The sequence below is a fragment of the Kitasatospora sp. NA04385 genome (assembly GCF_013364235.1).
Classification (GTDB): Bacteria; Actinomycetota; Actinomycetes; order Streptomycetales; family Streptomycetaceae; genus Kitasatospora.
In genome coordinates, this window is record NZ_CP054919.1 from 6,402,468 (window position 1) to 6,425,806 (window position 23,339).

The 23,339-nt window shown below is 74.4% G+C and carries 24 protein-coding genes; 14 read left to right on the top strand and 10 right to left on the bottom strand.

What is annotated here, in order from left to right; translation table 11 throughout:
• Positions 1 to 47: 47 nt before the first annotated feature.
• From HUT16_RS28355 to HUT16_RS39385, 6 genes are all read right to left on the bottom strand, one after another.
• Positions 48 to 932, bottom strand: a complete 885-nt coding sequence (locus tag HUT16_RS28355) for a trans-aconitate 2-methyltransferase (RefSeq protein WP_176190882.1) — start codon at positions 930 to 932, stop codon at positions 48 to 50.
• Positions 929 to 2,509 (bottom strand): 4-hydroxyphenylacetate 3-hydroxylase N-terminal domain-containing protein, encoded by a 1,581-nt coding sequence (locus HUT16_RS28360; protein WP_176190883.1) that lies wholly within the window; start codon positions 2,507 to 2,509, stop codon positions 929 to 931. The genes HUT16_RS28355 and HUT16_RS28360 overlap by 4 nt, the downstream gene beginning before the upstream one ends.
• A complete protein-coding gene (locus tag HUT16_RS28365; protein WP_176190884.1) occupies positions 2,506 to 3,081 on the bottom strand; it encodes a flavin reductase family protein in 576 nt (191 codons plus the stop codon). Before HUT16_RS28365 ends, HUT16_RS28360 begins: the two co-directional genes overlap by 4 nt.
• The gene (gene asnB / locus HUT16_RS28370; RefSeq protein ID WP_176190885.1) at positions 3,078 to 4,907 is read right to left on the bottom strand and encodes an asparagine synthase (glutamine-hydrolyzing); all 1,830 of its coding nucleotides are present in this window, start codon (positions 4,905 to 4,907) and stop codon (positions 3,078 to 3,080) included. The genes HUT16_RS28365 and asnB overlap by 4 nt, the downstream gene beginning before the upstream one ends.
• A complete protein-coding gene (locus HUT16_RS28375) occupies positions 4,907 to 5,647 on the bottom strand; it encodes a hypothetical protein (RefSeq protein ID WP_176190886.1) in 741 nt (246 codons plus the stop codon). The genes asnB and HUT16_RS28375 overlap by 1 nt, the downstream gene beginning before the upstream one ends.
• A 277-nt stretch (positions 5,648 to 5,924) precedes the next feature.
• The gene (locus tag HUT16_RS39385) at positions 5,925 to 6,764 is read right to left on the bottom strand and encodes a response regulator transcription factor (RefSeq protein ID WP_176190887.1); all 840 of its coding nucleotides are present in this window, start codon (positions 6,762 to 6,764) and stop codon (positions 5,925 to 5,927) included.
• Positions 6,765 to 7,288: 524 nt separating this feature from the next.
• On the opposite strand from HUT16_RS39385, the gene HUT16_RS28385 reads away from it, so the two are divergent.
• From HUT16_RS28385 to HUT16_RS28415, 7 genes are all read left to right on the top strand, one after another.
• The gene (locus HUT16_RS28385; RefSeq protein ID WP_176190888.1) at positions 7,289 to 8,233 is read left to right on the top strand and encodes an ABC transporter permease; all 945 of its coding nucleotides are present in this window, start codon (positions 7,289 to 7,291) and stop codon (positions 8,231 to 8,233) included.
• A 3-nt stretch (positions 8,234 to 8,236) separates the two neighbouring features.
• Positions 8,237 to 9,079 (top strand): ABC transporter permease, encoded by an 843-nt coding sequence (locus HUT16_RS28390; RefSeq protein WP_176190889.1) that lies wholly within the window; start codon positions 8,237 to 8,239, stop codon positions 9,077 to 9,079.
• The gene (locus tag HUT16_RS28395; RefSeq protein WP_176190890.1) at positions 9,076 to 9,984 is read left to right on the top strand and encodes an ABC transporter ATP-binding protein; all 909 of its coding nucleotides are present in this window, start codon (positions 9,076 to 9,078) and stop codon (positions 9,982 to 9,984) included. Before HUT16_RS28390 ends, HUT16_RS28395 begins: the two co-directional genes overlap by 4 nt.
• A complete protein-coding gene (locus tag HUT16_RS28400; RefSeq protein ID WP_176190891.1) occupies positions 9,981 to 10,889 on the top strand; it encodes an ABC transporter ATP-binding protein in 909 nt (302 codons plus the stop codon). The genes HUT16_RS28395 and HUT16_RS28400 overlap by 4 nt, the downstream gene beginning before the upstream one ends.
• Complete coding sequence (locus HUT16_RS28405; protein ID WP_176190892.1) at positions 10,886 to 12,508, top strand: ABC transporter substrate-binding protein; 1,623 nt, start codon at positions 10,886 to 10,888, stop codon at positions 12,506 to 12,508. Before HUT16_RS28400 ends, HUT16_RS28405 begins: the two co-directional genes overlap by 4 nt.
• 34 nt (positions 12,509 to 12,542) lie before the next feature.
• A complete protein-coding gene (locus HUT16_RS28410) occupies positions 12,543 to 13,553 on the top strand; it encodes an LLM class F420-dependent oxidoreductase (protein ID WP_176190893.1) in 1,011 nt (336 codons plus the stop codon).
• Between the two features lie 97 nt (positions 13,554 to 13,650).
• Entirely contained in the window at positions 13,651 to 14,736 is a 1,086-nt protein-coding gene (locus HUT16_RS28415; protein ID WP_176190894.1) for an LLM class flavin-dependent oxidoreductase, read from the top strand.
• 3 nt (positions 14,737 to 14,739) lie between these two features.
• Here the strand turns inward: HUT16_RS28415 and HUT16_RS28420 are convergent, their stop codons facing one another.
• The 3 genes from HUT16_RS28420 to HUT16_RS28430 all read right to left on the bottom strand — a co-directional run bounded on the left by HUT16_RS28420 (position 14,740) and on the right by HUT16_RS28430 (position 16,388).
• On the bottom strand, positions 14,740 to 15,210 hold the full coding sequence (locus tag HUT16_RS28420; protein ID WP_176190895.1) for a hypothetical protein: 471 nt from the start codon (positions 15,208 to 15,210) through the stop codon (positions 14,740 to 14,742).
• Between the two features lie 121 nt (positions 15,211 to 15,331).
• Complete coding sequence (locus tag HUT16_RS28425) at positions 15,332 to 15,562, bottom strand: DUF397 domain-containing protein (protein ID WP_176190896.1); 231 nt, start codon at positions 15,560 to 15,562, stop codon at positions 15,332 to 15,334.
• Positions 15,477 to 16,388 (bottom strand): helix-turn-helix transcriptional regulator, encoded by a 912-nt coding sequence (locus HUT16_RS28430; protein ID WP_176190897.1) that lies wholly within the window; start codon positions 16,386 to 16,388, stop codon positions 15,477 to 15,479. The genes HUT16_RS28425 and HUT16_RS28430 overlap by 86 nt, the downstream gene beginning before the upstream one ends.
• 454 nt (positions 16,389 to 16,842) lie before the next feature.
• On the opposite strand from HUT16_RS28430, the gene HUT16_RS28435 reads away from it, so the two are divergent.
• From HUT16_RS28435 to HUT16_RS28465, 7 genes are all read left to right on the top strand, one after another.
• Positions 16,843 to 17,364, top strand: a complete 522-nt coding sequence (locus tag HUT16_RS28435) for a DUF6879 family protein (RefSeq protein WP_176190898.1) — start codon at positions 16,843 to 16,845, stop codon at positions 17,362 to 17,364.
• The gene (locus tag HUT16_RS28440) at positions 17,361 to 18,191 is read left to right on the top strand and encodes a helix-turn-helix transcriptional regulator (RefSeq protein WP_217712102.1); all 831 of its coding nucleotides are present in this window, start codon (positions 17,361 to 17,363) and stop codon (positions 18,189 to 18,191) included. Before HUT16_RS28435 ends, HUT16_RS28440 begins: the two co-directional genes overlap by 4 nt.
• A 47-nt stretch (positions 18,192 to 18,238) precedes the next feature.
• Positions 18,239 to 18,430, top strand: a complete 192-nt coding sequence (locus tag HUT16_RS28445) for a hypothetical protein (protein WP_176190900.1) — start codon at positions 18,239 to 18,241, stop codon at positions 18,428 to 18,430.
• A complete protein-coding gene (locus tag HUT16_RS28450; protein WP_176190901.1) occupies positions 18,417 to 18,941 on the top strand; it encodes a DUF6879 family protein in 525 nt (174 codons plus the stop codon). The genes HUT16_RS28445 and HUT16_RS28450 overlap by 14 nt, the downstream gene beginning before the upstream one ends.
• Complete coding sequence (locus HUT16_RS28455; RefSeq protein WP_176190902.1) at positions 18,938 to 19,768, top strand: helix-turn-helix transcriptional regulator; 831 nt, start codon at positions 18,938 to 18,940, stop codon at positions 19,766 to 19,768. The genes HUT16_RS28450 and HUT16_RS28455 overlap by 4 nt, the downstream gene beginning before the upstream one ends.
• 197 nt (positions 19,769 to 19,965) lie before the next feature.
• On the top strand, positions 19,966 to 21,156 hold the full coding sequence (locus HUT16_RS28460) for a methyltransferase domain-containing protein (RefSeq protein ID WP_176190903.1): 1,191 nt from the start codon (positions 19,966 to 19,968) through the stop codon (positions 21,154 to 21,156).
• 337 nt (positions 21,157 to 21,493) lie between these two features.
• Complete coding sequence (locus HUT16_RS28465) at positions 21,494 to 21,844, top strand: hypothetical protein (RefSeq protein ID WP_254898028.1); 351 nt, start codon at positions 21,494 to 21,496, stop codon at positions 21,842 to 21,844.
• 376 nt (positions 21,845 to 22,220) lie between these two features.
• Here HUT16_RS28465 and sigJ read toward each other — a convergent pair whose 3' ends face one another.
• Positions 22,221 to 23,198: an RNA polymerase sigma factor SigJ gene (gene sigJ / locus HUT16_RS28470; protein WP_176190904.1), complete on the bottom strand. Its 978-nt coding sequence runs from the start codon at positions 23,196 to 23,198 to the stop codon at positions 22,221 to 22,223.
• Positions 23,199 to 23,339: the final 141 nt, after the last annotated feature.

Consider the following 23,339-nt stretch of genomic DNA (forward strand, 5'->3'; position numbering starts at 1 on the left):
GCGGGTGGTGCTCGGCTGGGGGGTCCGTCGGGTGGGACGGTTCCAGGTTAGGCCGGGAGCGGGCCGGTTCCGGATCCTGTAACGAACTCCTCATGTGCCGTCAACTCCCAGAGCCGAACCGGCATGTGGCTGACGTACCCGCGTTCGAGCTGTCGGCGCCAGGCGGCCGCGCCGACGGCCCGGTAGAAGTCGGCGCGGCGCTCCTCGGGCAGGACCTGCGCGTAGTAGTCGCCGAAGGTCGCCGCGTGGAAGTGCTCGTACTGCTCGGCGGAGTCGACGGTGACCACCGCGTCCCGGGAGGCGTGCCCGACCACGGCCAGGTGCGGGCCGAGCACGTCGAGCAGTTCCTCGACGGTGCGGGTGCGGGTGGCGATCGGCAGCACGCCGTGCGCGGCCAGCAGCTCCGGCACCTGCGCGGCGGGGGTGCCCAGCGCGTCGAGCGCCTCGCGCACCAACTCGTCCTCGCCGCCCAGGCCGTGGGCGTCGCGGGCGGGGTGGTAGGTGGTGAGCAGGAAGCGGCCGCCGGGGGCGAGGTGGGCGGCGACCCAGGCGAAGATCCGGTCCTCGTCGGGGTACAGCCAGTGCAGCACCGAGGTCTGGGTGATCAGTTCGGCGCGGTGCGGCAGCGGTTCGGGCGCGGTCAGGTCGGCCTGGTGCAGCTCGGCCCGCTCCCCGTACGGGGCGAGGCGGCGGGCGGCCTCGGCGATCCGGTGCTCGGAGCGCTCCAGGCCGACGGCCAGGTGCAGCGAGGGGAAGCGTTCGAGGGCGCTCTCCAGCAGCTGGCCGATGCCGCTGCCGAGGTCGATCAGCGTTCCGGGGTCGCCGGTGACGCGGTCCAGCACCCAGTCGCGGTCCTGGACCTGGCGCAGGCGGCTGGCGTCGGCGTACCCGGCGAGGGTACGGGCCTGGATCTCGACGGCGGACGGGCTCACGCGCGGGCCTCCTGAACGGCAGCGGGGACGGTGGCGGATTCGGCAGCGGGTTCGGTAGCAGCGGGTTCGGCGCCCGGCTCGACGGCAGCGGTTTCGGCGCCCGGCTCGCTGCCCGGCTCGGTGGCCGGTTCGGCGTCGAGCAGGGCGAGCAGCCGGGCCCTGGCTTCGGACTGGTCGTGGCGGTGGTAGACGGTGATCCGGTTGCGGGCCAGGTCGCCGCGGTGGACGTACTCGTACAGGTCCTGGCGCTGGCCGAAGCCGTCGCCGGTGAGCTCCCAGGCCAGCCGGAACAGCCGGGACTTGCGCTCCACGTCGGTGCCCCGGCCGCGCATGTAGCGCTCCAGGTGCGGGCGCAGCCTGGGGTGGGCGAGGTCGCCGGGGGAGGGCTGCATCAGCAGGCCGGAGGCGCCGATCCGGCGGACGGTCTCCACCGCGTCGCCCGCGACCTCGGCCGACCACACCCGGGAGGCGAAGGTGTCGCCGGGCGCGAACAGGCCGGAGTCGGTGAGCGCGCCGCGGTTCTCGGCCGCGTCCAGGAAGTAGCCGGTGAGCTCGGCGTACCCGGCCAGCCGGCCCAGGTCCTCCTGGACGTTGCGGAAGCCGTCGACGCCGATCGACTCGGCCAGCAGGGTGGCGGTGGCCAGCAGGGTGCGCAGCCGCTCCCGGTAGCGGATGTGGCCGACGTACGCGCTCCAGGCGTTGATCCGGCCCAGGCCCTCGCGGGCCAGGGCGGCGTCGCGCAGCAGGAACACCCGGTCCCACGGCACCAGCACGTCGTCGAAGAACAGCATCGCGTCCTGCTCGTCGTACCGGGCGCCGATCGGGTGCCGGTGGCCCCAGGGCGCGGTGCCGAGCGGTTCGCGGGCCAGCGTGACCAGGCCCGGGGCGTTCAGCGGGAGCGCGAACCAGACCACGAACTTCTCGGCCCGGTTGTCGGTGAACGACGCCGACAGGTACACCAGCACCTCGTGGGCCAGCGGCGCCAGCGTGGTCAGCTGCTTGGCGCCGCGCACCACGATGCCGCGCTCGTTCTCCTCCAGCACCCGCAGCGCCAGGTCCGGGTCGTCCAGCGGGCTCGCCGAGCGGTCGATCTGCGGGTCGCCCAGCGCGTGCGACAGCACCAGGTCGTTCTGCGCGCAGTACCGGTACCAGGCCTCGGCGTTGGCGCCGAAGCGCGGGTCGGCGGTGGCCAGCCGGTGCCGGAAGTCGTGCACGCCCACCGCGATCGAGGCCATGAACGCGGGGGAGCGGCCCTGCTGGCCGAGCGCCTGGGCGTGCCAGAACTCGGCGCTGCGCCGCTGGACGCGCAACTCCTCCAGCGAGGTGGGCGGTTGGTAGGCGCGGGCCAGCCGCAGGCCGGTCTCCGGGTCCTTCCAGGTCAGCAGGTCGCGGTGCTCGGGCTCGTGCTGGAGGTCCAGCAGCCGGGCCAACTCGTCGGCGGCGGGCCGGAAGGCCGGGTGCGAGGCCGGGTCGGCGATGCGCTTCCCGTCCAGGTACAGCTCGCGGCCGTCGTCGAGTTCGGCCCGGTAGCGGTCGCCGGTGAGCAGGCCGCGCGGGGCCGGGGACAGCAGGGTCATGCGCCGACTCCTCGGAAGGGAAGGGGGGTTGGGGCGGACGTCTGGGGCTCGGGCGGGGTCTCCGGGCCGAGCAGCCGGTACCGGGCGGCGTGGTGCAGCAGCGGCCGGCCGCCGCCCTCGCCGACCGCGGTCACCCGGCCGACCAGCAGCACGTGGTCGCCGACCGGCAGTTCGGCGTGCAGCTCGGCCTCGAACCAGGCCGCCGCCCCCGCCGGGACGGGCGGCCCGGCCGGCCCGGCCGGTCCGGTGCGCAGCGCCAGGTCGGCGAACGCACCGGCCGCCCGGCCCGCGCCCGGCGTCGCGAAGCGCCGGGCCAGGGCCTCCTGGCGGTCCGTCAGGACGGTGACGGCGAACCGGCCGGAGTCGTGCGCCGCCGCCGCCAGCGGGCTGCGCGGGGAGAGCGCGACGCCGATCAGCGGCGGGTCGAGCGAGAGGGTGGCGAAGGACGACACCGTCTTGGCGTGCACCTCCCCGCCCCACCGCGCGGTCAGCACCGCGACCCCGGTGGGCCAGTGCCGGGCGGCGGCCCGCAGCGCGTCCGGGTGCACGGCGGTCCGTACGGGCGCGCTCACCGCAGACCCACCTGGTAGGCGCGCAGCCACTCGTCGACCTGGACCAGGTGGTCGAGGCCGCCGACCGGGTTGGGCGCGGTGCGCGGGCTGGGCAGCGGGGTGCCCTCGGCGAGGTGCCGGCGGACCAGCGACCGGTCGACCAGGTCGAAGACCGGGGCGGCCGGGTCGGCCAGCAGCTCGTGCGCCCGGGCGGTCAGCACCTCGGTGTAGCGGACGGCGGGCGTCGACGGGTAGCCCGACTTGGGGCGGTCGGTGACCTGCGGCGGCAGCAGGTCGCGCACCGCGTCCCGCAGCAGGCCCTTGGCGCGGCCGCCGGGCGCCTTGAGGGCCCAGGGCACGTTCCACAGGTACTCCACCAGCCGGTGGTCGCAGAACGGCACCCGCACCTCCAGGCCCACCGACATCGACACCCGGTCGACCCGGTCCAGCAGCGGCGGCAGCCAGCGGGTCAGCGCCAGGTGGAAGGTCTCCCGGACCTTCGCGTCCGCCGCGTCCTCCCCCGCCAGCCGCGGCACGGCGGCCAGGCTGGAGCGGTACGCGGCCTCGGTGTACTCGGCGGGCCGGACCTCGGCGCGCACCTCCGGGCGCAGCAGCGCCGCCGGGGTGGTGCGGCCGTGCAGCCAGGGGAAGGTGCCGGAGGCCAGCGCCGGGGCGTCGTGGAAGTAGGGGTAGCCGCCGAACACCTCGTCGGCCGCCTCGCCGGACAGCGCGACCGTGGAGCGGCGGCGCACCTCGCGGAACAGCAGGTGCAGCGAGGCGTCCATCTCGCCCCAGCCGGGCCGGTCGCGGGCCCGCAGCACCGCGTCGCGGGCGTCCAGCAGGTCGTCGTCGGGGATCAGCACGCTGGTGTGGACGGTGCCGATGTGCTCGGCGGCGGCCCGCACGAACGGGGCGTCCTGGCTGGTGCGCCAGGCGTCGGGGGCGCGGTCGGCGCTGCCGGGGAAGTCCACCGAGAAACTGGTGATCTTGCCCTGGCCGCGGCGCTCCCGGGCGGCCGCGGCCAGCGCGGTGATCGCCGAGGAGTCGACGCCGCCGGACAGCAGCGTGCACAGCGGCACGTCGCTGAGCAGCTGGCGCTCCACCGCGTCGGCGAGCAGCGCCCGCACGTGCGCCCGGGTGGTCGGCTCGTCGTCGGTGTGCGGGGCCGACTCCAGCTGCCAGTACCGCAGTTCGCGCACCGCGTGCCGGGTGGCGAGCACCAGGTGGCCGGGGCGGACCTCGTGCAGGCCGCGGAACAGGCCGTGCCCGGCGGTGGGCGCGGCGGGCAGCGCGAACAGCTCGGCGATCCCCTCGGCGTCCAACTCGGGTGCCAGCAGCGGGTTCGCCAGCACCGCCTTGGGCTCGGAGCCGAACAGCACCCCGTTGGCGTGCCGGTGCCAGTACAGCGGCTTGATGCCCAAGTGGTCGCGCACCAGCAGGAGTTCCTCCCGCCGGGCGTCCCACAGCGCGTACGCGAAGATCCCGTTGAACCGGGCCGGCGCCCGGTGCCCCCACTGGAGGTGGGCGCGGAGCACCACCTCGGTGTCCGAGCGGGTCCGGAACACGTGCCCGTGCGACTCCAGTTCGGCCCGCAGCTCGCGGTGGTTGTACAGCTCGCCGTTGTAGGCCAGCACCGCCCCGGCGGGCTCGGCGTCGGCGAACGGCTGGAGCCCGCCGTCCAGGTCGATCACCGCCAGCCGGGTGTGGCCGAGCGCCGCGTGCTGCGACAGCCACACCCCGTCGGCGTCCGGGCCGCGGCAGGCGAGCGTCCCGGTCATCCGGCGGACGATCCCGGCCCGCAGCCGCAGGTCGTCCGCCCAGTCGAGCCATCCGGTCACTCCGCACATCAGAGCGTCCCCGTCCCTTCCTCGGTGCCTTCGGAGCCGGCGCTCGCCTCCCAGTGGCAGCCGTGGCCGGTCGGACCGGACTGCAGCCGGTACGCCGGACGGAAGCCCTTGGCGCGGATGTTCGCCGACAGCGCGTGGGTGCAGTACGTGCAGGGCGAGGCCAGCGTGATGGTCACGCCGCTGCGCCGCGCCTGCTCCCGGTAGTCCCAGATCGCGCAGTGCGTGATGGTCAGTTCGGCGCGGGCCGGGCCGGGCGGCCGCTCGTCGTCGAACTCGTACTCGGAGCCGTACAGTTCGGCCTGCCGGGCGATCCGGTGGATCGGGTCCGCCGCGCCCCGGCCGTGGTCCGGCTCGACGGTGCGGTGCACCTCGGCGTTGGACGCCGCCCAGGCCGCCAGCACGTCCTCGCCGTAGCGGCGCACCAGGAAGCGCTCCATCAGCGCCTGGCCGCGGAAGAACAGCCGCTGCCACTGCGCGGACGGCGCGGACTCCTCCGGCAGGTCGGCGAAGATCTCGCCCTGCAACGCGAACCACTCCGCCAGCTGCGGCTGGTCGTCCAGCGACACCAGGTACCGGGTCAGCCCGGCCTCCGCCTCGTGCAGGCGCTGGCGCCACAGGGCGGAGCGCTCGGCCTCCGACATCGACCGGTACGGCGAACGCCCCCAGTCGGTCCCCCCGTCCGCCGCCTCCACCGGCAGCACCACCACCCGCCGTCCCGGCCCCGTTCCGTCGACGCCCATCAGGTGCTTCTCCCTCCGCAACGGTCCGCAGGTGCCTTGTCGTTGCCACGCTAAGGACCGCCCCACCACCCTCAGAAGCCCCGAACGGCTACCCGGGGGGCGACCTTCGTCGCCCCCCGGGGGCGACCCGGAGACGCCCCGGAGACGGCCCGGAGACGACGGGAGCCCGCTCGCCGCGGGGGCGAACGGGCTCGTCGGGGGAGGGGCGGGACAGCGGGCGGTGGGCGGTGGGCGGGACAGCGGGCGGTGGGCGAGGTAGCGGGAGGTGGGCGGGGCCTCAGCCGGCCAGGCCGTGCCGGACGGCGTACAGCGCGGCGCGCAGGCGGTCGGACTGGCCGGTCTTGCGCATCGCCTGGGTGAGGTGCTTCTTGACGGTGGCCTCGGCCAGCGCCAGCCGCCGGCCGATCTCCGCGTTGCTCAGGCCGAGCGCCAGCTGCGCCAGCACCTCGCGCTCCCGGTCGGTCAACCCGGTCTGGTCCAGCGGCAGTTCGACCGGGGCGACGGCCTGCGGGCGGACCGGCACCGGGGCGGGCAGGAACAGCGTGCCGCCGGCCGCGACCAGCCGCACCGCGTCCACGATCCGCTCCGGCGGCAGGTCGAGCGGGAAGCACCCGCTGCCGCCCGCCATCAGGACCCGGCTGGCCTCGGTGGTGGTCTCGGCCCGGCGCAGCAGCAGCACCCGGGCGTCCGGCGCCCCGTCCGGGCGGCGCAGCGCGGCGATCGCCGCCAGGTCGCGGTCCAGGCTCGCGCTCCGGCCCAGCAGCACCAGGTCCGGCCGGCTGCGGTGCACCGAGCGGACGGCGTGCGCCGGGTCGGCCGAGGAGCCGACCACCGCCAGGTCGGCGGCACCGGCCAGCACGCTGCGCAGCCCGGCGCTGACCACCGGGTGCCGCTCGACCAGGAACACCCGGGTGGCGACCGGCCGGTGCGCGGCGCCGGTCGGGCACAGCGGGTGGTGGCAGGAGCAGGCCGGCTCGGGGACGCTGCGGGCCGCGTCGGGCAGCAGCTGGTGGCCCGCCAGCAGGTCCAGCGGGTTGTCGATCTCGGTGTGCAGGGCGTCCTGCGGGTGCGCGCGGTGGCGCAGCACCCGGGCGGAGCCGCTGGTCAGCGCGGGCACGGGACCTCCCGGCGGGAGGGCTCGGCGGAGTACGGGTGCATGGCGGATCTCGGTCCCCTCGAAGGCGGCGGACCGGGCCCGGGGGCCCGGCGCGGGACGGGGGATCGGCGCCCGGTGCGGCGCGGACCCCTCGGAGGACGGACGGGGCGCCGCTGGCCGGCCGGGTCAGGGCCGGGGGCGGAGCACCGCGCAGGGACGACAGGTCTCGTCGAAGCACCTGCGGTGCCACGAGCCGCCGATCCCCCAGAGGGTGAAGTCGGTCCGCCGATAAGCCATGCGGAAATCGTATTTCCGCCGCTTAGTGCCGGTCAAGGACGGTCCACGGCCCGGCCGTTGCCCCCACCGCCCTACCGGGCCCGCCCACTCCTATGACCACGGGTAATAGCACCAACGCCTGGCTGGCTGTTCTCGCGTTCCGTCCGCGAGCCTCGGTCCGAACGACCCCGACGGCGCCGGCCACGCCCGCCGTCCGAACCGGAGGACCACCGCGCCATGCCCGCCGCCACCGCCGACCCGGCCGCCCCGTGACCCGCTTCCTGCTGCGCCGACTGCTGCTCGCCGTGCCCACCCTGCTGGGCGTGAGCGCCGTCGTGTTCGCCACCGTCGCACTCGTCCCCGGCGACCCGGTCACCGCGTTCCTCGGCCCCGGCGCACCCGCCGAAGCCCGAGCGGCCCTCGCCGAACGCATCGGCCTCGACCGGCCGCTGCCCGTGCGCTACCTCGACTGGCTCGGCCACGCCCTCACCGGCGACCTCGGCACCTCCACCTCCACCCAGCGCCCCGTCGCCGACCTGCTGCTGCCCGCCCTCGGCCAGACCCTCACCCTCACCGGCGCCGCCTTCGCCCTCGTCCTGGCCGGCGGCGTCGCCCTCGGCACCCTCGGCGCGCTGCGCCCGCGCGGCTGGAGCGGACGCCTCACCGGCGCCGCGAGCACCCTCGCCGTCTCCGCGCCCCAGTACTCGGTCGCCCTGCTGCTCACCGCCGTCTTCGCCGTCCACTGGCGCCTGCTCCCCGCGAGCGGCACCCACGACGCCTTCGGCGCCGGCGGCGGCACCGACCTGCTGCGCCACCTCGTGCTGCCCGCCACCGCCGCCGCGCTCGTCCCGCTCGGCCTCACCGCCAAGGTCCACCGCGCCGCGCTCTCCACCGTCCTCTCCTCCGACCTCGCCGACGGCCTGCGCGCCCGCGGCCTCGGCCGCGCCACCGTCCTGCGGCACTGCGCCCACAACGCCTCGCCCGCGCTGCTCACCATCGGCGGCCTGCAACTCGCCTACCTGCTGGAGGGCGTGGTCTTCGTGGAGACCCTGTTCGCCTGGCCCGGCCTCGGCCGCCTGCTCTACGACGCGCTCACCGCCCGCGACCTGCCGCTCGTCCAGGGCGGCGTGCTGCTCGTCGCCACCGCATTCGTCGGCGTCAACCTGCTCGTCGACGCCGCCCACGCCGCCATCGACCCCAGGGTGCGGAGCTGAACCATGATCACCTTCCGCACCTTCCGCACCCGCCGCGTCCCCGCCACCGCGCTCGCCGCCACCGTCGCCCTGCTGCCCGTCCTGCTCGCCCTGGCCGCACCCCTGCTCGCCCCCGCCGACCCCGACGCCGGACACCTCGCCGACCGCCTGCTCGACCCCGGCGCCCCCGGCCACCCGCTCGGCACCGACGGCCAGGGCCGCGACCTGCTCAGCCGCCTGCTCTGGGCCGCCCGCCCCTCGCTCACCGCCGGCCTGCTGCCCGTCGCCCTCGCCGCGCTGGCCGGCGCCCTCGTCGGCATCACCGCCGCCCTCGCCGGCCGCGCCACCGAACAGGCCCTGCTGCGCACCCTCGACGTGCTCTACGCCTTCCCCGGCGTCCTGCTCGCCATCGCCGTCGCCACCCTGCTCACCCCCGGCCTCGGCGCCACCGTCCTCGCCCTGTCCGTCGTCCTCACCCCCGCCGTCGCCCGGGTCGCCTTCACCGAGACCCGCCGCATCCGCACCGCCGAGTACCTCGAGGCCGCCACCGTCAGCGGCGCCACCCGCACCGCGCTGATCCTGCGCCAGGTGCTGCCGGTGGTCGCCCCCGTCGTCCTGGTCTACGCCAGCTCCCTGGTCGGCCTCGCCATCGTGTACGCCGCCGGCCTCTCCTTCCTCGGCCTCGGCGTCCCGCCGCCCACCCCCGAATGGGGCGCCATGCTCGACGAACTCCGCCCCGCCCTGTTCACCCACCCCTGGCTCGCCGCCCTCCCCGCCCTCGTCATCCTCGCCGTCTCGGTCGCCTTCAACGCCCTCGGCGAGACGCTGCGCGGACGCCTCGCCGAAGGACCGGAGGCCGCCCGATGAGCCTGCTCACCATCGACCGCCTCACCGTCGAACACCCCGGCGGCACCCGGGCCGTGGACGACGTCACGCTCCGGGTCGACGCCGGGCGGGCCCTCGTCCTGCTCGGCGAGTCCGGCAGCGGCAAGACCACCCTCGCCCGCGCCGTCCTCGGCCTGCCCGGACGCGGCACCACCGTCCGCGGCTCCGTCCGGCTCGGCGGCACCGAACTGCTCGGCCTGCCCGAACGCGACCTCACCCGCATCCGCGGCCGCCGCATCGGCTACGTCCCCCAGGACCCCTCCGCCACCCTCGACCCGCTGCGCCGCATCGGCGCCCAGCTCGCCGAGGTCCTGCGCGTCCACGGCCTCGCCGCCACCCGCCGCGCGGCCCGCACCGCCGCCATGCCCCTGCTCGCCGCCGCCGGCCTGCCCGAACCCGAACGCGCCGCGCACGCCTACCCGCACGAGCTCTCCGGCGGCCTGCGCCAACGCGCCGCGATCGCCCTCGCCATCGCCTGCGGCCCCGAACTCCTGATCGCCGACGAACCCACCACCGCCCTCGACACCCTCGTCCGGGCCCGCATCCTCGACCTCTTCACCACCCTGCGCACCGAACGCGGCCTCGCCCTGCTGCTCGTCACCCACGACCTCTCCGCCGCCGCCCGCATCGGCGACACCGTCGCCGTCCTCGACGGGGGGCGCCTGACGGCGGTCGGCCTGGCGAAGGAACTGCTGATTCCCGACCGGGGGCCGGGGAACGGCGAGTCCGAGTTGCTGGGGGCCGGCGCCCACCGGAAAGGCCGTGCTGCTCCGGGCCCGGGAACAGAACCCGGAGCCACCGCACGCACCGGCAGTGAACCGCCCGCAGCCACGGCCCCGCCGTTCCCCGGGCCCCTGGTGTCACCCGAGGGGAAGGCCGCCCGATGAGCGTCCTGTTGCGGCTCGACGCCGTCTCCAAGAGCTACGCCCACCGCCCCGCCGTCACCGACGTCACCCTGGAGGTGCGCGCGGGCGAGAGCGTCGCCCTGGTCGGGGAGTCCGGCTCCGGGAAGTCGACGCTGGCCCGGCTCGCCCTCGGACTGGTGCGCCCCGACACCGGGACGGTCGTCTTCGAGGGACGCGACCCCGCGCGCCTGCGGGCCCGCGCCGACCGGGCCGTCCGGGCCAGGCTCCAGTTCGTGCCGCAGCACCCCCGGGGCTCGCTGAACCCGGCGCTGCGCTCCGGCGACGCGGTCGGCTTCGCCCTGCGCGCCCACCGCGTCCCGCGCGGCGAACGCGCCGAGCGCACCGCCGAGTTGTTCCGCCAGGTGGGCCTCGCGCCGGAGCTGGCCCGCCGCTTCCCCCGGGAGCTCTCCGGCGGACAGCTGCAACGCGTCGCGGTGGCGCGGGCGTTGGCGACCGGCCCGGCCCTGGTGGTGTGCGACGAGCCGACCTCCGCGCTGGACCGCGACACCCAGGAGCGCCTGCTCGACCTGCTGGTCGAACTGCGCGAACGCACCGGCACCGCCTACCTGTTCGTCTCCCACGACCTCGCCGCGGTGGCCCGCTTCGCCCACCGCACGCTGGTGCTGCGCACCGGCCGCGTGGTCGAGGAGGGCCGCACCGACCGGCTGTGGACCGACCCCGAACACCCCTACACCCGCGCTCTGTTGGAGGCGTCCGGTCCGCACGTCACCCTCCGCGCCGCCAAGACCCTCCGCACCGCCGAACGCACCGCCGAACGCGCTGCCGAACGCAGTGCCGAGCGCACCGCCGAACGCACTGCCGCACTCACCGGCGCACGCAGCGCCGAACCGAACGACCAGAACGACAAGAACGAGGAACCGACATGACCGAGCACGCCCCCCGCCGCTTCAGAACCGCCAGAGCCGCCGCCGCTCTCGCCTCCGCCGCCGTCCTGCTGGCGGCCACCGGCTGCGCCTCCACCTCCGCGGGCAGCGACGCCGCGGGCGGCGGCGGGGGCGGGACGCTGGTGATCGGCGCGACCGGCAAACTGCCCAACCTGGACACCGTGATCGGCGGCGCCGGCTTCGAGGGCAAGCGCCTGCTGAGCTTCCAGATCTACGAGGGCCTGACCCGCTACGAACTGCTCAAGGACACCGACAAGCCGCCGCAGGTGACCGGCGCGCTCGCCGAGTCCTGGCAGGTCGCCCCGGACAACGTCACCTGGACCTTCACCCTGCGCAAGGGCGTCAAGTTCCAGGACGGCACCGCCTTCGACGCCGACGCGGTGCTGTTCAACCTGCACCGGTACCTCGACAAGTCCAGCCCCGAGTACACCGACGCGCTCGGCGCCGCCGCCAAGGAGTACGCCGGCGACATCGCCTCCTACCGCAAGACCGACGACACCCACGTCGAACTGGTCACCTCCGGCCCGAACGGGCACTTCCCGGAGGACCTCGCGCACGTGCTGATCGCCAGCCCCACCGCCGTCCGCAAGACCGGCAGCGCGAACTTCTCCCAGCACCCGGTCGGCACCGGCCCGTTCGCCTTCTCCTCGCAGACCGAGGGCCAGCAGGTCGACCTGGTCGCCAACAAGGACTACTGGCGCGGCGCCCCCAAGCTGGAGCGGCTCGTCGTCAAGGCGCTGCCCGACCCGGCCGCCCGCACCGCCGCGCTGCGCTCCGGCGGCGTCAACTGGATCGAGTACCCGAACCCGGACGACCTGGACAGCCTGAAGGCGTCCGGCGCGCAGATCCTCTCCAACAGCTACGACCACCTCTGGTACTGGATCCTGGACACCACCAAGGGCCCGTGGGCGGACGTCCGCGTCCGGCAGGCCGCCAACTACGCCATCGACCGGCAGGCCATCGCCACCAACCTGCTGCACGGCACCGCCGACCCGGCGTTCCAGGCCGCGCCGCGCGCCACCGCCGCCTACGACCCGAGCGACGACCGCTACGGCCACGACCCGGCCAAGGCCAAGCAGTTGCTCGCCGAGGCCGGCTACCCCGACGGGTTCTCCACCTCGGTGACCGTGCCCACCGGCGGCTCCGGCAACCTGCTGCCGGTGCCGATCACCGAGGCCCTGCAGCGCGACCTGGCCGCCGTCGGCATCAAGGTCGAGATCCGCACCACCGACTGGACCACCCTGATCGGCGCCGAGGCCAAGGGCGAGGTCGCGCTCGGCTCCGACGCCATCGCCCAGTCCACCACGCTGTTCCAGTCCGAGGCGCTGCTGCCGCTGTTCCTCGGCTCCAAGAGCCCGTTCTGGACCGGCCACTACGCCAGCCCCAAGGTCGACGAGCTGCTCTCCACCGCCGCCGCCAACCCCGACCGGACCGCCCGGCAGGCCGCCTACCGCACCGCGCTGCGCCAGGTCACCGAGGACGCGCCCTGGCTGTTCGTCGTCAACGACCGCAACCCGCGCGCCCTCGCCCCCACCGTGCACGGACTCGTCCAGCCGCAGTCCTGGTTCCTCGACCTCACCACGGTGCGGGTCGGCAAGTGACACCCCACCCGCAGGCCGACCCGAAAGGCCCCCGATGACCACCGCCCACCAGCCCGCCGCCCCGCCCGCCTGGGGCATCACCCTGCCGCTGCCCGGCCTGACCATCGACCGGCACCGCTTCCTGGTCGAACGGCTCCCCGACCTCGGCTACAGCGACGTGTGGAGCGCCGAGGGCGGCGGCACCGACGCCTTCACCCCGCTGGCCGCCACCGCCGCCTGGGCCCCGCACCTGCGGATCGCCACCGGCATCGTCCCCGTGCACACCCGCGGGCCCGCCGTGCTCGCCCAGACCGCCGCCACGCTCGCCCAACTCTCCTCCGGCGGCGTCCTGCTGGGCATCGGCGCGTCCGTGCCCGCGCACGTCACCGACATCAACGGCATCCCGTTCGACGAGCCCTTCAAGCGCACCCGGGACGTGCTGCGCTTCCTCACCGCCGCGCTGCGCGGCGAACACGTCGCCGGCGACTTCGACACCTTCTCGATCACCGGCTACCGGCTGCCCCACCCGCCCGCCGACCCGGTCAAGGTCATCCTCGGCGCGCTGCGCCCCGGCATGCTCCGGCTCGGCTTCACCGAGGGGGACGGCGCCATCACCAACCTGCTGCGCGCCCAGGACCTGCCCAAGGTGCTGGACGCGGTCGGCCCGCAGCCGCCCGGCAAGGAACTCGTCGTCAAGGTGTTCGTCTGCCCCACCGAGGACACCGCGTACGCGCACCGCGCCAGCCGGCCCTTCCTGGCCTGGATCCTCAACCGCGAGCCCTACCGCAAGTTCCACCAGTGGCTCGGCAACGGCGAACTGCTCGCCGACACCCACAAGCGCTGGGCCGACGGCGACCACGAGGGCGCCCAGCGCGCCCTGCCCGACGAGGTCGTCGACGCGCTGTTCCTGCACGGCTCGCCCGAGGAGTGCCGCGAGCAGATCCTGCGCTACCAGCAGCCCGGCGTCACCGCCATCCAGCTGTACGTCTCGCTGCCGCCCGAGGTGTTCACCAGCCGCACCCGGCTGCTCGACACCCTCGCCCGGCTCGGGCCCGTCGCCCGGTGAGCTGTCCGGCCCCCTGTCCACCGGCGGGCCGCCGTCACCCGGCGGCCCGCCCACCGCCCCGCGTCCACCGCCCCACGCCCGCACCGGAGTCGACCCGATGGAACTCGAACTGCGCGGCGGCGTCCGCGCCGCCCCCGTGGCCGGCCGCACCGCCGCCGAACGCCAGGCCCTGCGCTGGGCCCCCGACCCACGCGAACGCACCGCCGACCCCGCCCACATCGCCCGCACCGCCAGGGAGCTGGAAGAGGACGGCCTCGACTCCGCCCTCGTCGTCCAGTCCTCCTCCTGGCCCGACCCGTGGGCCGTCGCCGGCTGGGCGCTGGCCGCCACCACCCGGCTGCGGATCGCCGCCGCCCACCGCATCGGCACCACCTCGCCCACCGCCGCCGCCCGCACCCTCGCCACCCTCGACCGGCTCTCCGGCGGACGGATCAGCGCCCACCTGATCATCGGCTCCAGCGACGCCGACGTCGCCCGCGACGGCGACACCCTCCCCAAGGCCGAGCGCTACCGCCGCGCCGACGAGTACCTCTCGCTGCTCACCCGCTACCTCGCCGCCGAGGAGGACCTCGACCACCACGGCGAGTACTACACCGTCCGCGCCGCCCGCAGCGGCCTGCGCCCCGCCCCCGGCAGCGAACTGCTCTCCTTCGGCGGCTCCTCCCCGGCCGGCGTCGACCTCGCCGCCCGCTACGCCCAGGTCTACGCCGTCCCGCCGCGCCCGCTGCCCGACACCCGGCTGCGGATCGCCGCGGCCCGCGCCGCCGCCGCCCGGCACGGCCGCACCCTGCGGATCTGGCGGCACGTCACCGTCGTCCTCGCCGACACCGACAGCGACGCCCAGCAGCACCTGCGCCGGCTGCGCCGCGACGCCCTGCGCCTGACCTCAGGACCCGACGCCGCCCGCTACCACGACGCCGTCGCCCTCGACCGCGACCGCGAACGCGGCACCGCCGACCCCGACGCCGCGGGCGCCCAGGTCGCCGCCTACGTCCGCCGCTCGCTGGCCGGCGCCTACACCGGCTCCCCGGCCACCGTCGCCGCCCGCATCCACCTGCTGCGCTCCGCCGGCGTCGACATCGTCCAACTCGACCTCCCGGTCGAGACCGACCACGACCGCGCCCTGCGCCGCGCCCTGGTCACCCAGCTGCGCGACCCCGCCCCGCTGCGCCGCGCCTGGTGACGCTCACCCCCGCGCCACGGACACCTCGTTGGCGCGCACCACCAGCCGCCAGACGTCGTCCGCCTCCTCGCCCCGGGCGTCGATCACGCCGTCCAGCACGTGGTCGAAGGTGAACCCCCCGAACCCCGGCTCGCCCGCGGCCCGGGCCCCGGGCCGCAGGAAGTGCTCCACCAGGTAGGCCATCCACTCGGCCGCGCCGTAGAACTTCTCGCCCCCGTTCCAGCCGATCGCGGCCCCGTCCCCGGTCGGCTCCCACTTGCACCACAGACCGGGCTGACCCGCCGGGGGCCTGTTGTGGTGGCGGACGTCCGGGTCGACGCCCTGCCCCGCGTAGCCGGTGCCGTCGACGAAGTACGGGCCGCGGTCGCGGTCCATCCGCCGGGTGCCCGCGAACTTCCGCAGGTAGGCGATCTCGTGCGCGTTGAGCGGCGGTTCGACGGCGATCTCGCCGGTGAAGACGGTCTGGTAACCCATGCCGGGCACGCTAGCCCCACCCGCCGACAGACCCGCCCGCCGAACACCGGAGCCCCGGGCGGGAGTCGGGAACGGCCTTCCGGTCGCCCGACCCCCGTCCGGGGCTCCGTCGTACCGGAGGTCAGACCTCGCCGAAGGCGCCGCGCGCGGCGGCCGTCGCGAAGTTCCGCCACGCGGTGGGAGTGAGGCCGAGGGCCGGTCCCTCGGGGTTCTTGCTGTCGCGGACGAAGACCAGGCCGTGGGCGGCCTCGAAGTCGCGGGTCAGCTCAACGCACTCCCCGCCGCCCCCGCTGTAGCTGGACTTGTGCCACGCGGCGGCGCGCAGTGCCGCGGCGCTGGGGCTGGTCACCATGCTGGAATCCTCTCCGGAGCTTGCGGATCGTGGCCACCGAGTCCGCCTGGGACAGGGCTTCCACCTGGAAGAGATCGTAATCCGTGTTCCACGTCGTCACGGTGTCAGGATCCCTTGTCAGATAACCGCGTTGAGGTGTCTCGGTGTACCCCAGCAGCTCGCGATCCGGCATGGCGAGCAGGCCCATGAAGTGGGTGAAGGGCCGGAGTGCTCCCCGCTCGAACGGCATCACCTGGAGCACCACCTTCGGGTGTTCCGCGAGCGCGAGCAGGTGGTCGAGCTGCCGGGCCATCACCTGCGGGTCGCCGATCACGGTGCGCAGGCAGCTCTCGTCCAGCACGACGTGCAGCCGCGGCCCGTCCGGCTGTTCGAGCGGAGCCTGCCGGACCATCACGACCCGCACCCGCTCCTCGGCCTGCTCGGCCGTGATGCTGCCGCGCGCCACGTAGCCCGCCTCCACCGCCGAGGCGTACTCCTCGGTCTGCACCAAGCCCGGGACCAGACCCGCCTTGAACAGCCGGATCAGCCGGGCCTTCGCCTCCAGCACGATGTACTCCGGGAAGCCCTCGACCAGCGAGGTGTGCCCCAGCAGGTACCAGGTGCTCTCCAGCGTCCCGACGGCGTCCAGCGCCTTGTCCGCCGCCCGGACGAACGAGGAGGGCGGCACCCGCTTCCCGTTCTCGATCATCGAGATGTACGCACCGGTGTAGTTGACCATGTACCCCAGCTCGTCCTGGCTGAGGCGCGCCCGGTTGCGCAGCTCGCGCAGCTGCCAGCCGAAGGTCGCGAGCGGACTTGATGCAGGATCAAGCTTGTTGATTCGCACGGTAGTTCCCCCACTCAAACAGGCGAAGGCGCTGATCTGAACTGCCGCCGATCGTAACTGCCGAAGTGGGTTCCCCAGCCCCGCTGCTGAAAAAACTGACGACCTGTTGGATAGCCGCAATCCCCCCGCACCACCCCAACGCCGGGGGCGTGCGCCTCCGGGGCCAAGTCGGTTTCCCGTTCCCGCAACTGTGATCCCTTGACCCTGGTGTTGCGGCTTCAGCAGTATCGAACGAGGCACAGTCGAGCAGGGAGGGGAGCGGCGATGCAGCTGACCAGGCTCGTGGGCGAGTGCGAGAAAGGCACTTGCCCCACGGTCTACGGCGTGGACGGGACGGGGGACTTGATCGTGCAGGGGTACGTCGTGGACGACCAGGAGGCGCTGGAAGCCATCAGGCCCCCGGCGGGTGAAGCCGTCGTACGTATTCCCGCATCGCTGATTCGGAGGCTTGTAGATGCGCATCTCGGGTGAGGAATTCGGAAACCTGTTCACCGACTTCCAGCGGGAAGCTTTTCGTTTGGAGACGTTGGACGACTACACCGGCTCGTCGAAGGCCGAGAGCATCCGGGCGTTCCTTGCCGGCGAGCCGCAGCCGGAGGATTACAACCAGGAGTGGGCCGACGAGGTCCGGGCCAACGTGCAGGCGGGCAAGCGCATGTACCGGGTGCACGTCCTCTCGCGGCCGTTGACCTCGTACCTCCGGTTCGAACTCGGCTGGGGGTACACGAAGAACGCCCGTTCCGGCGAGGAGTTCTTCATCCTCGACACCACTGACGAGCCGAACCCTGTGGAGGGCGTTCCCGACTTCTGGGCCTTCGACGAGACCACGGTGGTCACCATGGAGTACGGGCCGGGTGGATCGTTTGTCGGGGCGGACATGCAGCCGAGCGCGGCCGAGTACCTGGAGTACCGGGACACGGCGCTCGCGCACGCCGTGCCGTTCGCCGAGTGGTGGGAGCGGTACGGCAGCGAGTGAACGGCGTCGATCTGGGGAGAGCGCTGCGGGAACTCCGGGAGGCCAGCGGGAAGGAGGCCAAAGCGGTGGCCCGCAGCGCTCTCATGTCTCCGAGCAAGCTGAGCAAGATCATGAATGGCAAGGCGGCTCCGAGCGTCACGGACGTGGAGCGCATCCTGGCCGCGCTCGAAGTTCCACCGGAGGTCTCGGCGCAGTTGGTGGAAGCAGCCCGCGTCGTGGCCACGGAGGCGACGGCGTGGCGCCTCTACCGGCGGACGGGGTTGCACCGGCACCAGGAGGAGATCCGGGCGGTGGAGTCCCAGGCGGAGTCCGTCCGGGTCTTCCAGGCCTCGTGCGTACCGGGGCTCCTCCAGTCCCCGGAGTACGTCCGGGCGATCCTGCGGAATTCCGAACTCTCCGATGAATCCCTGGAGAAGATGCTTGGTGCGCGGCTGCGCCGACAGGAGGCCCTCTACGAGACCCGCCGGAGTTTCCGTTTCCTGATCACCGAATCGGTCCTCCGGTGGAGGCTGGTCCGGCCCGTGATGATGGCGGTGCAACTCGACCGGTTGGTGACGGTGTCGAGGCTGCCGAACGTCGCCATCGGGGTGGTGCCGCTGGGCGTTCGGATGCCGGAGCCGCCGACGTGTTCATTCGTCCTCTTCGACGCGAGGATGGCGGTCGTTGAGATCCCCCACGCCGAGGTGACGACCAGGGAGCCCCGGGACGTCGAACAGTACGTTCGAAAGTTCGAGGCATTCGAACAGGTGGCTCAGGTCGGTGACGCGATGAGAGACCTGGTCGAGGGCATTCGGGACGAGTTCTTGCGGGAACGGGAAACCGGCTAGAGCGCCTTTCCGGTCCGGCTGCGGCATCCGGCAACGAGGGGGCGACTGTGAAGCTGGAAGCGTTGTTGAGCTCATGCGACGAGGGCGACTGTCCTACGCTCTACCGCACCGACAGGGGCACGCTGGTCGTGCAGGGTGAGTGGATCACCGACCACGGCCGCGAGATTCCCGAGCATGAAACCATGGTGGAGATTCCTGTGGAACTGATCCGGAAGGCGGTCCGCGATGGGCTCGTCTAAGAACCTCGGCGACATGTTCTCCGAGTTCAGGCGTGAGGCGTTCCGGCTGGAGACCCTGGGCGACTACAGCCGGTCCGGGGGAGTGGAGGCTTACCACGCGTTCCTGGCGGGCGAGGAGCAGCCCGAGGAGTTCAGGAACTCCTCCTGGGTCACCACGGTCGGAGACGCCGTGCGCTCCGGCAGGAGGATGTACCGGGTGCACGTGCTGTCGCGGCCGCTGACCGACTACCTGCGTTTCGAACTGTCGTGGGGATACCGCCGCAACATGGCGGCCGGGGAGGAGTTCTTCATCCTCGACACCACCGGACGGGAGAACCCGCTCCAGGGCGTCCCCGACTTCTGGCTCTTCGACGGCGAGGACGTCGCGGTCATGAGCTACGACGGCGCCGGCGGGTACCTGGGCGCCGACTTCCCCGGGGGAGACCGCATCGCGGAGTTCGAGACCTACCGGGACGCGGCGCTCGCGCACGCCGTGCCGTTCACCGATTGGTGGGCCGAGTTCGGCGAGTGAACAGGTCGGAGTTGGGCCCGGCGTTGCGGACACTGCGGGAGGCTTCCGGCAAGGAGGCCAAGACGGTGGCCCGCGGCGCCGTCATGTCCACCAGCAAGCTGAGCAAGATCGAGAACGGGCGGGCGGCGGTGTCCGTCGCCGACGTGGACCGCATCCTCACCGCGATCGGGGTGTCGGAGGCGGTGAAGGCCGAGTACATGGCCGCCGCCCGCGCGGAGGCGACCGAGGCGACGGCGTGGCGGCTGTACCGGAGGCTGGGGTACCACCGCAAGCAGCGGCAGATCAAGGCGATGGACAGCAGCACGACGCTGCTGCGGATCTTCCAGACGTCCCTGGTTCCCGGACTCCTGCAGACCCCCGAGTTCGCACGGGCGGTGTTCGCCAGAAAGGACCTCGGCGAGGAGCAGTTGTCCCGTGCCGTCAGCGGCCGCCTCGACCGGCAGGGCATCCTCCACGACCCGGCCAAGACGCTGCAGTTCGTGATCCTCGAATCCGTTCTCCGGTGGGGGCTGGTGTCGGCCCCGGCGATGGTCGAGCAATTGGACCGGATCGTTTCCGTTTCCCGGCTCCCCGCCGTCGACGTGCGGGTGATGCCGCTCGTGGGTTTCCGCGAGGACGTGCCCGGCCACTCGTTCGTCGTTCGGGACGACAGGCTGGTGACCGTGGAAACCGTCCACGCGGAACTGGTGGTGACCGATCCCCGGGACGTCGATCTCTACGTGCGGAAGTTCGAGAAGTTCTCGTCCGCCGCTCTGGCCGGGGAGGACATGCGCGTTCTGGTCGAGGGCATTCGGGACGAGTTCTTGCGGGAACGGGAAACCGGCTAGAGCGCCTTTCCGGTCGGCCCTACCGTGAAATCCGGCGGCCCGTCCGGTCGCCGGTTCCGCCGATGCAGGGAGGTTGTTTTGATGCTCGACGCCGATGGTGGACACGGGGGAAGCCCCGCGCCGATCCAGCCGCCGCCGCCTCCGGCCCCGCCGTCGCCGGACGGCAGCGCGCCGCCCGGGAACGGGGGGCGCCGCAAGTGACCGGCGTCCTCCGTGGGGAGGGGGCGGGCCGTCCCGGCTTCGGGCCGGGGCGGGGCCTGCTCCCGGCCGGGCGGCTCTCCCCGGACTGGGCCCGGACGTTCGACGCCGTGCCGCGTGCGCTGTTCACGCCGCCGCGGGTCTGGTCGCACGACATGGCCACCGGGGGCAGCGTGCTGGTGGACCGGGAGGCCGACCCGGGGGCCTGGCGGGCCGCGACGGAGGCCGACGTCCCGTTGGTGACGCAGTGGGACGACGGGGCGCACGACGGGCCCGGGCCGGGGGCGGTGCCGACCAGCAGTCTCAGCATGCCGAGCGTGGTCGCGTCGATGCTCCGCGACCTCGACGTGCGGCCGGGCCTGCGGGTGCTCGACGTCGGAACGGGCTGCGGCTGGAACGCCGGGCTGCTGGCCCACCGGCTCGGGCCGGGGCGGGTGGTCAGCGTCGAATGGGACCGGAGCGTGTCGGCGGTGGCGGTCGCCCACCTGCAACGCGCCGGTCTGGAAGTCGAGTTGGTGGTGGGGGACGGTCAACTCGGCCGACCGGGCGGCAAACCGTTCGACCGGGTCGTCGTGACGTACGGCGTCCGGGAGATCGCACCGGCGTGGCTCGCGCAGTCCCGGCCGGGCGGTGTGGTCCTCGCGCCCTGGGGGACGGACTTCAGCCCGCTGGACGCCGTGGTCAGGCTGGAGGTGCGGCCCGACGGCACGGCCCACGGGCGGTTCACCGGGCTGGTGGAGTTCATGAAGGCGCGGAACCAGCGCCTCGTGTTCCCCGAACACGCCGCGTACGTACCGGAGTTCCCCGGCTCCGCCGACACCCGGCACCGGACGGCGCTCGGCGCGGACGCCCTCGGCGACCGCTGGGCCGGGCAGCGGTTCGTCGTCGGGCTGGCGGTGCCGGACGTGACGCACCTGGTGCACCGGCAGGAGGACGGCACCGTGGTGGTGTGGTGCTACGGGCTGTCCGACCGGTCCTGGGCGGCGGTGGTGTGGCGCGACGAGGGGACGCCGGAGGCCACCGTGTACCAGGCCGGGCCGCGGCGGCTGTGGGAGTCGGTGGAACGCGCCCTCGCCTGGTGGCGGGACCGGGGCCGGCCGGAGCCGACCAGGTTCGGGCTCACGGCCGGACCGGGCGGCGCGGTGCCGTGGTTGGACTCCCCGGCGTGCCCCGTCCCGCAGTACCGCTGACCCGGAGCGGGGGCCGGGCCGACGGTCGACCGGGGCGGGCCGGCCGGGTCGGGGGTCAGGCCGACGGCCGGGCGGGGCGGGCCGGGCGGGGCGGCCGCCGAGCCCGCCGTCGCACCGTCGCACCGTCGCCTGGGCCGCCTGCACCCGCACCACCACGGCCCTGCACACTGGGTGGCCGGGCCGCCCGGCGGCCGTCGCGGGCTGGGCGGCCACCCCGCCGACGGGAACGGCGAGTTCGGCCCGCAGCAGGGCGAACTTGACGCACCCGGCGCCCGGGGCGCACCGGCGGCCTTACTGTGGGCCTGTCGTGTGATGCCGGGCGGTGGGGAGCAGCGGAGTGCGTGCAGCAAGTGCAGGGCCCGGCGGGGAGCCGGAGGCGCGGGCCGAGGAACCGGCGACGCCGGCCGACCCGCGCACGGAGGCGGAGTTGCGGGCGGCCCGGGAGCGGGCGGGCGTCCTGGCCGGCGAACTGCAGGCCCTGCTCGGCGACCGCCCCTCGACGGTCTGGACCGCCGGTGGCGCGGTCCGGGTCTCCGTACGGATGCGCGGACCGCACGGCACGGACCTCGCGATGTCCGTCCTGGCGATCCTGGCCCGCGCCGACCGGTACGGACACCGGAAGGGCCTGGGCCGGGAGCAGTTGTGGCTGGAGATCGGCGGAGTGCCCACCGAGGCCCACGAGTGGTGACGGCTCCTCCCGGCCGGTGACCCGGCGCCCGCCTGCGGGGCCGGAGCCCGAACCGGAATCGGAACCGGAATCGGAAGCGGGGACGAGGCTTGAACCGGAGCCGGAGGTTCGGCCCCGGGCACCCGCCCTCGGTCGGACGTCCGGCCCCGGGCACCTGCCCTCGGTCGGACGTCCGGCTTCCGGCGCGGCCACCGCTCTCCGCCTTCGGTCCGGTGCCTGCTTTCGGTCCGGTGCCTGCTTTCGGTCCGGTGCCTGCTTTCGGCCCGGGCCTGCTCTCGGTCCGGTGCCTGCTTTCGGTCCGGTGCCTGCTCTCGGCCCGGCTCCCGCCCCCGCCCGCTTCCCGCCTCCGGCCCGGCGCCCGCCTTCTGGCCGCCGTTCAGGTCAGGGTGCCCAGCTTGTCGGGGTTGGAGACCGCGTGGATGCCGGTGATCAGGTCGCCCTCCGGGGCCAGGTCCAGGACCAGTACCGCGAACGGGCGGCCGAAGGCGGAGAAGGCCACGGCGGGTGCGCCGTTGACGGTGCGCCAGGAGGTCTCCAGGCCGCGGCCGGTCTTCGGGGCCAGGGCCACCAGCAGGCGGGCCACCTTGGCGCGGCCGGTGAGCGGCCGTCGTCCGCCGGGGGCCTTGCCGCCGCCGTCGCCGACCAGGGTCACGTCCGGGGCGAGCAGTTCCAGCAGGGCCGCCAGGTCGCCGCCCAGGGCGGCGGCGAGGAAGCGTTCCGTCACCTGCCGCCGCACGCCCGGCTCCGGTTCGTAGCGCGGCCGCCGGGCCCGTACGTGTTCGCGGGCCCGCTTCACCAACTGCCGCACCGCCGCCGGGTTGCGGCCGAGGATCGTGGCGATCTCCGCCCCGCTGTACCCGAACACCTCGTGCAGCACGAACGCCGAGCGCTCCAGCGGCGACAGCGTCTCCAGCACCACCAGCAGCGCCAGCGACACCGCCTCGGCCCGCTCGGCGGCCAGCGCCGCGTCCCCCGCCGTGTCGTCCGCCCCGGCCGCCGGGCCCACCAGCGGCTCCGGCAGCCACGGCCCGACGTACGTCTCGCGCCGCCGGGCCGCCGCCGCCCGCTGGGCCAGCGCCCGGTTCACCGCGATCCGCACCAGGTACGCCTTCGGGTGCTCGATCTCCCCGGCCGCCGGGTCGGCGGTCCGCGCGGCCCAGGCCAGCCAGGTGTCCTGCAGCACGTCCTCGGTGTCGGCGACGCTGCCGAGCAGGTCGTAGACCAGCGCGAACAGCAGCTCCCGGTGCTCCGCGTACGCCCGGGTGGCCCGTTCCCCCGCCGTCCCCCCGCCGACCTCCGCCCCGCCGACCTCCGCCCCGGCGCCCGCCGCCGTGCCCGCGCTCTCCCCGTCCATCGTGCACCCCTCGTCAGCCGTCCGCGTCCGCACCAGGGAACCGGACGATCCGCCCGAACGGTGCCGGACCGCACCCGGTGTGATCCGGATCATGCTCCCGTCCGGACCGGCCCACACGTACCCGAACGGTTGTCCGCGCAC